The following is a 12,511-nucleotide window of genomic DNA, read 5'->3' on the forward strand; positions in this document are numbered from 1 at the left end:
TTGATATGAGGAAGAAGAGCGTGTCGAAAATCCTTTTGGCGGAAGACGACAACGACATGCGCCGGTTCCTGGTGAAGGCCCTCCAGAATGCCGGCTACCACGTAGCCTCCTTCGACAATGGCCGCTCGGCCTACGAGCGCATGCGCGAGGAGCCCTTCGAGCTGCTGCTCACCGACATCGTCATGCCGGAGATGGACGGAATCGAGCTGGCGCGCCGCGCCACCGAGCTCGATCCGGACCTGAAGGTGATGTTCATCACCGGCTTTGCGGCCGTCGCGCTCAATGCCGACATGGAGGCGGCCTGCGAGGCCAAGGTGCTCTCCAAGCCTTTCCACCTGCGCGATCTGGTCCAGGAAGTGGGCAAGATGCTGGCGGTGGCGGCGTAAGCACGGACCGGGGGGGGCGCGACAGGGGCAGCGCTCGCGGGCTGCCCAGTCCGGCCGTGCCGTCGCTTGGAGCTCCGGGCGATCATGCGCTTGGGCCGCTCGCCGGTGTCTTAAGGACAAGCCGAAAGACAAAACGCCCTCCGCGGAACCCCGCGGAGGGCGTTTTTAATTTCACCGGCCTAATGCCTCACTGGCAGGGGTGCCGGAGGCCGTCATAGCCGAGATAGGTGCCCGTGCGCGGGTCGAACGAGCGGTACTTGGCCGAGCAATAGGCGATCCAATTGTCCGGGACCGGTTCGGGGGAGGGCGCGTAATAGACCGCCGGGGGACGGTTGGCCTGGGCCGCGCTCGCTGCCGCGGCGCCGAGCATCATGCCGCCGATCACGCCCGCCGCGACCGCAGCGCCGTTATTGTTGTTGCAGCCGCCCCAGCCGCAACCGCCGCCGCGATAATAGCCGCCATAACCCGGTCCCCAGCCGGGCCGAGGGCCATACCCGTATCCGCCGCGCCATTGCACGTTGGTGACGCCATTCTCCACCGCCGGCAAAGCGGGCCGCAGCGCCTGAGCCTGGGCGCCCGAGGCTGTAGCTACCCCGACCACTGCCGCAGCGGCAAGGAAGGTCACAATCTTACGCATCTTCATGTCTCCTTCGGGAGGATCGCTCCAGGATTCGGGTAAACAACACGAAATGGGGCGGAAAGGATCAGTTTCCGCCCGAAGGCTTGTCCAGGCCTATCTCAGGGGCAGGAGTGCCTGCGACCGTCATAGCCCAGATAGGTGCCGGTGGCGGGGTTGTAGGAGCGGAAGCGCGCCGAGCAATAGGCGACCGCGTTCGGGCCAGCATAGACCGGCTGCGTGCTCGCGACCGCCGAACCGACGATGACGCCGGTGGCGAAGCCTGCGCCAGGACCCCATCCACAGCCGCCCCATCCGCAGCCACCCCATCCGCCGCCGCCGCCCCAACCGCCGCCCCAGCCCCAGCCGGGGCCGACCACGACCGGACGATAGCCCCATCCGCCGCCCCATCCGGGGCCACGCCAGCCCGGACCGCGCCAGCCCGGGCCCCATCCGCCACGCCAGCCGGGATTTCCGGCCCAGCCGCCGCGCCAGCCAGGGTTACCGGCCCATCCGCCACGCCAGCCCGGGCCACCGCGCCATCCGCCACCCCAGCCGGGGTTGCCGCGCCATCCCCCACCGCCGCGCCACCCGCCGCCGCCGCCCCAGCCGCGTCCGCCGCCATGCCATTGCACCTGCTCCACGGGAGCGGGCACGGACTTGGCGAGGTCGGGCATTGCGCTGATGGGCAGGGCCTGTCCGGGAGATGTGAAAGAGACGGAGCCCATGACCGTGAGCGCCGCCGCGAAAACCGAAAGATGCCTACGCATGAGACGTCTCCCTTGCCGCATTTCCTGATAAAGCCGCCGCGGCAAGCTTCGGGTCCCCTTAGCCCGTCTCCATCACACGAGATTGAAGGGGCGGTATCAAGGCAGTGCCGCGGCGTCAGCATGGCCTAAAGGCGTAGGATTGCGGATTGGTGCGGTGCGGTAGCGCGGTGGCGTCCGCGGGCTGCGGTTCCGAAGGCTTCCGCGCTTCCCGAAGCCTTCTCTTGCCTTTCGGCCCCGCCTCCTGTAACGAGTGCGGCCTTCGAACCAGCCGGCTCATAAGGGCTGCCGTGCAGGTTCTTATCGCTCACAGCAACAAAAGGCTGAGCATCCCGCGCCTCGCGCGTGTTGGATTGCGGCCGTGGAGAGCCAAAATGCCCAAGATGAAGACGAAGTCGGGAGCGAAGAAACGCTTCCGTCTGACGGGTACGGGAAAGGTCATCGCCGCCCAGGCCGGTAAGCGCCACGGCATGATCAAGCGGACCAACAACCAGATCCGCAACCAGCGCGGCACCACCATCCTGTGCGAGAGCGATGCGCGGATCATCCGCAAGTCGTTCCTGCCCAACGGCTGACGCCAGCGAAGGAGATTTCCCATGTCCCGTGTCAAACGTGGCGTCACTTCGCACGCCAAGCATAAGAAGGTCTTCAAGGCCGCCAAAGGCTTCTACGGCCGCCGGAAGAATACCATCCGCGCCGCGAAGTCCGCCGTCGAACGGTCGATGCAGTATGCGTACCGCGACCGCAAGGTGAAGAAGCGCAATTTCCGCGCGCTCTGGATCCAGCGGATCAACGCCGGTGTGCGCGAGCTCGACCTCGGCCTGACCTATTCGCGATTTATCGATGGTCTCGGCAAGGCCGGGATCGAGGTCGACCGCAAGGTGCTCTCGGATATCGCCATCCACGAGCCCGAGGCGTTCAAGGCCCTGGTCGAGAAGGCGCAGGCGGCTCTCGCCGCCTGATCCGCCTTTCGGGCACCCGCCCTTACCGAGACTGATGAGCCCCGACGGTCCACCGTTCGGGGCTTTTCGGTTTGGCCGCGCGGCGGGTATAAGCACCGCGAATTTCCCTTAAAGCAGCCGTCATGCCCGGGCTCGTCCCGGCCATCCACGGGGCTCCGCCAGGTGCGCGCTTAGGGGATGGCCGTGGATGCCCGGGACGAGCCCGGGCATGACGGTTTCTCTGGCGGCTAGAACCCAAGGGACTTTGTCCATGTCCGAACTCGTTCTGACCGATCATCCCGGCCTCGACGCCATGGAGCGCGAGATCGCTGCCGGCATCCTCGCCTCCGACGATGAAGGCGCCCTGGAGCAGGTGCGCATTGCCGCTTTGGGCAAGAAGGGCAGCGTCTCCGAGCTGCTGAAATCCCTCGGCGCCATGAGCCCGGACGAGCGCAAGACCATGGGCCCGGCCATCAACGGCCTGCGCGACCGGGTCCAGGCGCTCATCACCGCCCGCAAGGAGACGCTGAAGTCCGCCGCCCTCGAAGCCCGCCTTGCGAGCGAGCGGGTGGACGTGACGCTCCCCGTCCGCGAGGCGCCCGCCGAGATCGGCCGCATCCACCCCATCGCGCAGGTGACGGAAGAACTGACCGCCATCTTCGCGGACATGGGCTTCTCGGTGGCGGAAGGCCCGGACATCGAGACCGACTTCCACAATTTCACCGCGCTGAACTTCCCCGAGGGCCATCCCGCCCGCGAGATGCACGACACCTTCTTCCTGCCGCCGGGTCCCGACGGGCAGCGCAAGGTGCTGCGCACCCACACCTCGCCGGTGCAGGTGCGCACCATGCTCTCCAAGGCGCCGCCCATCCGCGTCATCTGCCCGGGCCGCACCTATCGCTGCGACTCGGACCAGACCCACACGCCCATGTTCCACCAGGTGGAGGGCCTTGTGATCGACAAGGGCTCCCATATGGGCCACCTGAAATGGATCCTGGAGGAGTTCTGCAAGGCCTTCTTCGAGGTGGAGCGCGTGACCATGCGCTTCCGCCCCTCCTTCTTCCCCTTTACCGAGCCCAGCATGGAAGTGGACATCCAGTGCGACCGCTCGCGGCCGGGCGAGATCCGCTTCGGCGAGGGCAGTGACTGGCTGGAGATCCTCGGCTGCGGGATGGTGCATCCCAATGTGCTCAGGAACTGCGGCATCGACCCGGACGTCTATCAGGGCTTCGCCTGGGGCATGGGGATCGACCGCATCGCCATGCTCAAATACGGCATGAACGACCTGCGCGCCTTCTTCGAGGCCGATGTGCGCTGGCTGTCGCACTACGGCTTCCGGCCATTGGATTTTCCGACTTTAGCAGGAGGGTTGAGCGCTTGATTCCGGTGCAGCCCGAAGTTGAGATGGAAAGTCTCAGCTTCGGGAGAGTGAAATGCATCGGGTCCGCCAGTGGAACGAGATGTGGAATCGATCAGACCGGCTCATAAAGCTGCTGATCACTGGTTACGACATCAAAAACCCTGATGAAGAAGCTATCCAGAAAGATACGGAACCGCACTTCGCCACCCGAGCATGGCCCGAGTGGAGTACATATGGGGATGTATTTGGTATCATTGATAATAAGGCATCCGGACTGTTGACGCATATCTCGGTTATGATTGCCATATTGACCTATATGATTGGAAAATGGGGTGTTCCGGTTCTAGAAGCGATACTGATATTTATTCTTATCGGCTATATCGTTTGTGCTTATACGTGTCTTAGATGTCTGAGGTTCTGGTCGTTCCAGGATGTTGTCCTGAGTGGAGCGGTCGTGTCGGAACAGGAGAAAAAGACTGCGTTGACGATGCTGAGGATTGAGATGTTCTTCCGGCAGGAGTGCTACAAGTTTTCTCTCAATCTGACCTCGGCTCTGACCGTCGCATCTGTTCTTCTGTTTATCGTATCTTATTTCACTTGACCTTCTAGGCTGGGCAAACGCGAGCGCTACGGACCCATGAAATTCACACTCTCCTGGCTGAAAGAGCATCTCGACCCCACCGCCTCCTTCGAGGAGATCATCGACCGCCTGTCGCTGATCGGCCTTGAGGTGGAGGGTGTCGAGGACAAGGCGAAGGCGCTCGCCCCCTTCGTGGTGGGCGAGGTGCTGACCGCCGAGAAGCACCCCAATGCGGACAAGCTGAAGCTCTGCACCGTCTCCATCGGCAAGGGCGATCCCATCCAGGTGGTGTGCGGCGCGCCCAATGCGCGGGCGGGGCTGAAGACCGTGTTCGCCGCGCCGGGCACGGTGATCCCGGCCACGGGCGTCGAGCTGAAGATCGGCAAGATCCGCGATGTGGAGAGCCGGGGCATGCTCTGCTCGGCCCGCGAGATGGGCCTGTCGGAGGAGCATGAGGGCATCATGGAGCTGCCCGCCGACGCGCCTGTGGGCAAGCCCTTCGCGGAATTTCTGGGCCTCGGCGACCCGGTGATCGAGATCGCCGTGACGCCCAACCGCGCCGACTGCCTCGGCGTCTCCGGCGTCGCGCGCGACCTCGCCGCCGCCGGCCTCGGCACGCTGAAGACGCGGGCGGTGAAGCCCGTGCCGGGCACTTATCCCTGCCCAGTGAACGTGACGCTGGACTTCGGCGCGACGCCCTCGCTCTGCCCGGCCTTCGCGGTGCGCGTGGTGCGCGGCGTGAAGAACGGCCCCTCGCCGGACTGGCTCCAGGCGAAGCTGCGCGCCATCGGGCTTCGTCCCATCAACGCGCTGGTGGACGTGACCAACCTCCTCACCATGGACCGCGACCGGCCGCTGCACGTCTTCGACCTGAAGAAGGTGAAGGGCGACCTCACCGTGCGCCGCGCCAAGGCGGGCGAGAGCCTGCTGGCGCTGGACGGGCGCACCTACCAGCTCGACGAGACCATGTGCGTCATCGCCACGGCCGACGGCGTGGAGAGCCTCGCCGGCATCATGGGCGGCGAGGAGAGCGGCTGCGACGAGACCACCACCGACGTGGTGATCGAATCCGCGCTGTGGGAGCCCATCAACATCGCCCAGACGGGCCGCAAGCTCGGCATCAATTCCGACGCCCGCTTTCGCTTCGAGCGCGGCATCGATCCGGCCTTCACCGTGCCGGGCCTGGAGCTGGCCACGCACCTCGTCATGGACCTGTGCGGCGGCGAACCTTCTGAGGTCGTGATGGCAGGCGCCATTCCCGACACCACCCGCACCATCGATTTCCCCCTCTCCGAGGTGAAGCGCCTGTCGGGTCTCGAAGCCTCGGAGGCCGAGATCGTGGAGGTGCTGACCCGCCTCGGCTTCGCCGTCTCCGGCGCCGCGCCTGTCATGCAGGTGGTGCCGCCCTCCTGGCGGGCGGACGTGGACGGCAAGGCCGACCTCGTGGAAGAGGTGGTGCGCATCCTGGGCCTCGCCCGCGTGCCCGCGACCGAATTCCCCCGTGACGGCGGCGGCCGCAAGCCGGTGCTCACCCCGCTTCAGCTCCGCACCCGCAAGGCGCGGCGCGCGCTGGCGGCGCGGGGCATGGTGGAGGCCGTCACTTGGTCGTTCCTCTCGGCCAAGGAATCCGGCCTGTTCGGCGGCGGGGCGCCGGAGCTGGCGCTGTCCAATCCCATCGCCTCCGACCTCTCGGACATGCGGCCGAGCCTGCTGCCGGGCCTCATCCGCTCGGCCCAGGCCAATGCGGATCGCTCCTATGGCGACGTGGCCCTGTTCGAGGTGGGGCAGGTGTTCGCCGGCGACAAGCCGGAGGACCAGCGCATGGCCGCCTCCGGCCTGCGCCGCGCCACCGCCAAGCCAACGGGCGCCGGCCGCTTCTGGGGCGGATCGACGGGCGCTGTGGATGCCTTCGACGCCAAGGCCGATGCGCTCGCTGCCCTCGCCGCCTGCGGCGCGCCGGTGGCGAACCTCCAGGTCACGGCCGATGCGCCGGGCTGGTACCATCCCGGCCGGTCGGGCTCCTTCCGTCTCGGCTCGAATGTCATCGGCACCTTCGGCGAACTGCACCCTTCCGCGCTGGAGGCACTGGACGCCACTGGGCCCATCTGCGCGTTCGAGATCATCCTCGACCGCATCCCCGAGCCCAAGGCCAAGCCCACCAAGGTGAAGCCGCTGCTCGACCTCTCGGCTTTCCAGCCCGTGCGACGCGACTTCGCCTTCGTGGTGGGCCAGGAGGTGGGCGCCGCCGACATCCTGCGCGCCGCCCAGGGGGTGGACAAGAAGCTCATCACCGAGGCGTCGGTGTTCGACGTCTATGAGGGGCCCGGCATCGAGGCGCAGAAGAAGTCGGTCGCCATCGAGGTGGTGCTCCAGCCGCGCGAGCGCACGCTCACCGATGCGGAGATCGAGGCGGTGGCTGCGAAGATCGTCGCTGAGGTGGTGAAGAAGACCGGCGCGTCGCTGCGGGGGTGACGCAGCCATAAATGGCAATCGTCATGGCCGGGCTTGTCCCGGCCATCCACGTTGTGCCGCGGGTGCCCGGGACAAGCCCGGGCACGACGGCCTGTCAGTCCGCTTCGCCCCGCATCAGGTCGGCGGCATCGATCAGCCCGCGCGTGCGGGCGGCCTGCTCGGCGGTGAGCCCTTCATTGTTCGTCGCATTCGGGTCCGCGCCAAAGGACAGGAGAAGCTCCGCCATCTCCACCGCCTCCGCATCATCGTCCGGCAACGCGAAGAGCGGGATGATGCCGTATTTTCCCTGGGCGGCGTTGGCGAGCGAAGGGTCGGCCGCGAGCAGCTCGCGCACGCGCTCCTTCATACCGAGATAGGTCAGCTCAACCACGTCTCGGCTGAGCGGCGCCAGCAGGGCCGCCATCTCCCGATGCCCGAAATGGGCGGCGAAGCCCATGGGGCCGCCGAAGCGCGTGGTCGGCCGGTCGATATCTGCGCCGCGGGCGATCAGCAGGCGTGCGACCTCCAGTGCCCCGTTGCCGGCCGCATTGTGCAGCCCACGCTGCTCCGTCTCGTCCATGACGTCGGCATCCATGCCGAGATCCAGCAGCAAGGCGACCATGTCCGCCCGGCCCCGGCGCGCGGCGATCAGCATGGGCGCGGCGTCGCGCAGGCATTCGGGATGCGCGTGCGCCGCCGCCTGCGCGGCTGCGCGGTCGAGCTGCATGATGGCGGCCTGGAAGGCCGCCTGTCCCGTGAGCGGCGGGGTCGCCGCGCCATGGCGGGCGAGGAGATCGGCCATCTCCACATGACCATGAATGAGGGCCTCCTCGCGCAAAGGCCGCCCCGAATAGGCATGCACCCCATCGGCATTCGCACCGTGCACGACAAGCCATTCGGCGCGCAGGAGATGGTTGTAGGCGACCGCGTTGCCGAGCAGGTAGTCGAGCGGGCTCAGGGAAATTTTTCCGCCGATGCCCGGCGTGCCGGGTACGTGCCAGAGGTCCGTCGTGCCGCGCCGCGCGCACCGGGTCCAAAGGAAGTCCAGCCAGCGCGTCTCGTCGCGGGTGATGGAGGTGTTGTAGAGCGCCTGCGTGTCGAAGGGATCGGCGCCGCGCTCCACTAGAAGATCGGCGAGGTCTGCGGCTTGCGGATGGGGCGGCTTGTCTCCCTCGCCCTCGCCGATGATTCCGGTGAGGACCGTGAAGGGATTGCCCCAGCCGTCATCGAAGCGGGCATTGGGGTCGGCGCCGTGGTCGAGCAGCAGGCGGGCCATTTCCGGCCCGTTCCGCTCGCCGCCCGGAAGGCGCGCATAGGCAAGATAGAGCAAAGGCTCCCAGTCCAGAGGTCCGCCCTTGCGCGCGGCCAAAGTGGGATCGGCGGCAAGCTGGCGCCGCACCTCGGCGAGGTTCCCGGTGGCGACCGCCATGCGGATGCCGCCGGCGCCGGTCTGCGGCCAGCGTGCGAGGATGCGCGCCGCGGCGGCCCTGTCGCCCTGCCAGGCGGAATGCAGCACGATCCCGGTGCGCTCCGCATCCGAACGCCGCGCGAGGGCGAGGTCCTCCAGCGCCTCCCGCAGCGCGCTCCAGCCGGCGAGCCCATATTCGCGGGCGAGCGCAAACTGCACGTCGCGCAGGCCCGGAAAAGCCGGAGCGGCGGGGGTGGCGGCGAGCAGCCGGTCCCGCGCCCCGGCATCGCCGGCGCGCAGCGCCTTCAGCCAGCGCTTGGCGTCCTTCTTGAGGATTTCGAGGGTGGTGTCGGGGGTGAGCGTGCGGCTCATGGGCGACCTTCTTTCCGTATCGCCTGATGTCCGCTGAGACAGGCCGGAAGAAGGGGGTCGAAGGTGTTCAGCCATTCGACTGGGTGGGAGCAGGCTCCCTTGCCGCGGACAGGAGGCGCCCCAGAGCGCTCTGCCCCTAGAGCTACGAAAGCGGCTCCACGCTGTCAATGCGACGCGCCGGTCTCCCTCCGCCTCAAAGGGAGCGTTGCAATATTCGCCACATGACTCAGATGTCTGAGTTTCCTACCTCTCCCCGAGGGGGGAGAGGTCGACGCCGTAGGCGGCGGGTGAGGGGGCTCCAACGCTTCAGGATTGGAGAGGGCGGTGCCCCCTCACCCCAACCCTCTCCCCCTCGGGGAGAGGGGGCGCGGTGCCGCCCTCCTGGCCTCCCGGGGGATATCGCAACAGTCCCTCAAAGGGGGAGGGTGAGATCGGCTGCGTCCGCTCTGTGCTGTCACGGCGCGATGGCGAGCTGGTTGGTCTTGGCCGAGGCGAACACCGCCTCCAGCGCCGCCACCGTGTCGATCATCTGGTCCATGGAGATGGGATAGGGCGCCCCGCCCTTGGCCGCGCGGGCGAAGGCTTCGAGATTGGCGCGCACCGAAGGCGCCGGGGGATAGTCCAGATCCTCGCGGGGCTTGTCACGGATCACATAGGTCGCGGTCCAGCCTTCGGAATTCTCGGGATGGGCCCGGTCGCGCACCTCGGCCCAGCCCTTCGAGCCATAGACCGCGATGCGGCCGTCGAAGGGTGTGGTGAGGATGGCCGAGAGAAGGGCCGTGGTGCCGTTCTTGAAGTTCAGGGTCATGGCGAGGGTGTCGCCATTCTCCCAGTCGGTTCCCAGCGTGCCGAGCGAGGTGAGGACGCGCGCGCAGGGGCCCAGGATGGCGGTGGAGAGGTCGAGGAGGTGGACGCCCGTGGCGGTGACGGGGCCGACCGGGTTGGAGGCGCTGATGCGCCAGTTGCCCTTCGGGAGCGCCAGGAACTTGTCCTGGCTGAAATTGGCTTCCACCTGCACCACGGTGCCGAGCTCGCCCGCCTTGATGCGCGTCATCAGCTCGATGATGGGCGGCTCGAAGCGCCGCTCATGGCCGACGCCGAGCACCACCTTGTGCGCGCGGCAGGTGGCCACCGCCTTCTCCGCATCGGCGCGGGTGAGGCAGAGCGGCTTCTCGCAGAACACATGCTTGCCGCGCGTGGCGGCGGCGAGGATCTGATCGGCGTGGAATTGCTGGGGCGTGCAGAGGACCACGCCCTCCACTTCCGGGTCGTCCAGCACCGCTTCGAAGGAGCCGACGAAGCGCGCGCCGCGCTCGGTGGCGAGGGCTTCCTTCGAGGGATCGACGTCAGTTGCCACAACGATCCTGATATCGGGGCTCCCCTGGAGCACACGCAGCAGCGTGCCGCCCCACCAGCCCATCCCGATCAAACCAACCTTGAGCATGTTTCCATTCCCGTTCTGCCGTCACCCCGGCGGCCGGGCCGCCGGGTGGATTCTGCATGCACGCTTTTGTGGAGTATCTTTATTCTGCGGCTTTGGACGCGGCGCGGCCTTCGATCTTGGGCACCACCTTCTCGGCCAGGAGCACCATGGAGCGGCGGGCGAGGTCCCGGTCGGCCCAGTCCTTGCCGGCATAAAGCAGCGTGCCGAACGGGCCGGTCTGTTCCTGGAACGCCAGGAGGTCCTCGGCCACCTTGTCGGGCGTGCCCCAGATCACCAGTTCGTCCACCACCTTCTCGATGGTCAGGTCGTCGTCCGACATGTTCGGGTCGGACTTGAACAGTTCCGCCCTTTTGTTGGCCTTCATCTTGGTCAGGAGCTGGTTGTAGTAGAAACGATACGGGCTGTTGGGGCCAGTCGCGTATTCCCGCGCGGTGGCGAGGTCGTCGGCCACGAACACGCTTTTTGCCACCCGCCAGTCCGCCGGGTCCGCCACGGCGCCCACGCGCTGGCGGCCTTCCACATATTTCGGCCAGTGGGTGGCCACCCATTTGGGCATGAGGAAGTTGGCCGAGATGGGCAGCCAGCCGCGCGAAGCCGCCTCCGTCACGCCCTTGGAATAGGGCGCCACCACGGTCACCACGATGGGCGGGTAGGGCTTCTGCAGCGGCTTGGCCATGATGCCCTGGCCGATCTCAGGCATCTGGGTGCGCTCAGTGGTGATGGTCCAGTACTTGCCCTTGATGTCGTAGGGCACCTGCCCGTCCCAGATGGCGAGCACCGCATTGATGCCCTCCACAAACATGGCGTTGCGATCGGCATCGAGATTGCCGAACACTTCCGCATCCGAGAGCAGGCCGCCGGGGCTGATGCCGAAATTGAACCGCCCGTCCAGCATGTGGTCGAGCATGGCGATCTGCCCGGCCACGTTCGCGGGGTGGCTGTTCGGCATGTTGATGGTGCCGGTGCCGAGGCGGATGTTCTTGGTGTGGGAGGCGATCCAGGCCAGGAACATGGCGCAGGACGTGATGTTCTCGGCCTGGTCGGTGACGTGCTCGCCGCAATAGGCTTCGGTGAAGCCCAGCTCGTCCGCCAGGATGAAGGCCTCGCGATCCTCGGCGAGGGATTTGCGCCAATCCTTGTTCAAGGGATGGATCGGCATGGTGAAGAAACCGAGCTTCATCACGAGCTCCCAAAAGGTCTTTCCGCGGGGTCTTTCAGACCCTAGGCGTCCACGCCCATGCGGAAAAATGATTGTTTCTGATGAAGGGGATTAGCAGGGCTAATCCCCTTGAAGGCTGCTCTCAGGCGCTCGCGGCCTGCTTCACGCCCGCCCCGCTGAGCCAGCCGGAGACCGTGTCGCCATAAGCGTCGGGATTCTCCATGGGGATGATGTGGGCGGCGGGGGCGATTTCCGCATATTCGGCGCCGGGCGTGAGGGAGGCCATCTCCTTCAGCGCGGCGGGCGGCGCGCCGCCGTCGGAGGCGCCGGCCACATAGAGCACCGGTGCCTTGATGGTGCCCAGGCTGCGCTTGTAGTCGAGGCCCTTCAGGGCTTCGGCGCAGGCGATATAGCCCTCGACATCACAGGCGAGGATCATCTTCTTCGCCTCCTCGATCACATCGGGGTGCGAGGCGCGGAAGCCCTCGGTGAACCAGCGCTCGATGGTGAAGTCCACCACGCCCTGCATGCCGTCCGCCGTGCGGATGGCGGCGATGCGGGTGTTCCAGCTGTCGATGAAGGGCGGGATGGCGTCCGCGCGGGCCGCCGAGCAGACGAGGCGGTTGATGCGGGTGGGGTGGTTGATGGCAACCCCGAGCCCGGTCATGCCGCCCATGGAAAGGCCGACAATGTCGGCCTTCGCGATGCCGAAATGGTCCATGAGGCCCACGAGGTCGGCGGCGAAGAGGTCCATGCTGTAGGGCGCGGCGGGGGCCGAGGAGCGGCCGTGGCCGCGCGTGTCATAGCGCAGCACGCGGTGGGTCTTGGTGAAGAGGGGAAGCTGGAGCCGCCAGCTCTCAAGGGTGCAGGCCAGCGAATTGGAGAGCACCAGCCAGGGCTTGCCGGCTTCCCCGTCGATCCGCGCCGCAAGCTCGGCGCCGTTGACCGCAATCTTCTCGATGTCGCTCATGGGATCCTCCCGTTCGATGGGTTTCTTGCCGGAGATGGCGCGGCGAGGCCCGCCGCG

The 12,511-nt window shown here is 66.8% G+C and carries 12 protein-coding genes; 6 read left to right on the forward strand and 6 right to left on the reverse strand.

What is annotated here, in order from left to right:
- Positions 1–5: 5 nt before the first annotated feature.
- Positions 6–386, forward strand: a complete 381-nt coding sequence (cpdR, locus tag ABLE91_RS12410) for a cell cycle two-component system response regulator CpdR (RefSeq protein ID WP_348931129.1) — start codon at positions 6–8, stop codon at positions 384–386.
- A 187-nt stretch (positions 387–573) separates the two neighbouring features.
- Here the strand turns inward: cpdR and ABLE91_RS12415 are convergent, their stop codons facing one another.
- Entirely contained in the window at positions 574–1,023 is a 450-nt protein-coding gene (locus tag ABLE91_RS12415; protein ID WP_348931130.1) for a BA14K family protein, read from the reverse strand.
- Positions 1,024–1,124: 101 nt separating this feature from the next.
- Positions 1,125–1,772, reverse strand: a complete 648-nt coding sequence (locus ABLE91_RS12420) for a BA14K family protein (RefSeq protein WP_348931131.1) — start codon at positions 1,770–1,772, stop codon at positions 1,125–1,127.
- Between the two features lie 371 nt (positions 1,773–2,143).
- Between ABLE91_RS12420 and rpmI the strand changes: the two genes are divergently transcribed.
- From rpmI to pheT, 5 genes are all read left to right on the forward strand, one after another.
- Complete coding sequence (gene rpmI / locus ABLE91_RS12425) at positions 2,144–2,344, forward strand: 50S ribosomal protein L35 (RefSeq protein WP_348931132.1); 201 nt, start codon at positions 2,144–2,146, stop codon at positions 2,342–2,344.
- Positions 2,345–2,365: 21 nt separating this feature from the next.
- Positions 2,366–2,731: a 50S ribosomal protein L20 gene (gene rplT / locus ABLE91_RS12430; RefSeq protein ID WP_348931133.1), complete on the forward strand. Its 366-nt coding sequence runs from the start codon at positions 2,366–2,368 to the stop codon at positions 2,729–2,731.
- A 292-nt stretch (positions 2,732–3,023) separates the two neighbouring features.
- Positions 3,024–4,091 (forward strand): phenylalanine--tRNA ligase subunit alpha, encoded by a 1,068-nt coding sequence (gene pheS / locus ABLE91_RS12435; protein WP_510181940.1) that lies wholly within the window; start codon positions 3,024–3,026, stop codon positions 4,089–4,091.
- 52 nt (positions 4,092–4,143) lie between these two features.
- A complete protein-coding gene (locus tag ABLE91_RS12440; RefSeq protein ID WP_348931135.1) occupies positions 4,144–4,671 on the forward strand; it encodes a hypothetical protein in 528 nt (175 codons plus the stop codon).
- 36 nt (positions 4,672–4,707) lie between these two features.
- Complete coding sequence (pheT, locus tag ABLE91_RS12445; RefSeq protein WP_348931136.1) at positions 4,708–7,122, forward strand: phenylalanine--tRNA ligase subunit beta; 2,415 nt, start codon at positions 4,708–4,710, stop codon at positions 7,120–7,122.
- Positions 7,123–7,216: 94 nt separating this feature from the next.
- On the opposite strand, the gene ABLE91_RS12450 is transcribed toward pheT, so the two are convergent.
- The 4 genes from ABLE91_RS12450 to pcaD form a co-directional block, all read right to left on the reverse strand.
- Entirely contained in the window at positions 7,217–8,881 is a 1,665-nt protein-coding gene (locus ABLE91_RS12450) for an ankyrin repeat domain-containing protein (RefSeq protein ID WP_348931137.1), read from the reverse strand.
- A 454-nt stretch (positions 8,882–9,335) separates the two neighbouring features.
- Positions 9,336–10,325, reverse strand: a complete 990-nt coding sequence (locus ABLE91_RS12455) for a Gfo/Idh/MocA family protein (protein WP_348931138.1) — start codon at positions 10,323–10,325, stop codon at positions 9,336–9,338.
- Positions 10,326–10,404: 79 nt separating this feature from the next.
- Positions 10,405–11,505, reverse strand: a complete 1,101-nt coding sequence (locus ABLE91_RS12460) for an LLM class flavin-dependent oxidoreductase (RefSeq protein ID WP_348931139.1) — start codon at positions 11,503–11,505, stop codon at positions 10,405–10,407.
- A gap of 121 nt (positions 11,506–11,626) precedes the next feature.
- Positions 11,627–12,454, reverse strand: a complete 828-nt coding sequence (gene pcaD, locus ABLE91_RS12465; protein ID WP_348931140.1) for a 3-oxoadipate enol-lactonase — start codon at positions 12,452–12,454, stop codon at positions 11,627–11,629.
- Between the last annotated feature and the right edge of the window lie 57 nt (positions 12,455–12,511).

Source organism: Aquabacter albus, assembly GCF_040049275.1.
Taxonomy (GTDB): Bacteria; Pseudomonadota; Alphaproteobacteria; order Rhizobiales; family Xanthobacteraceae; genus Aquabacter.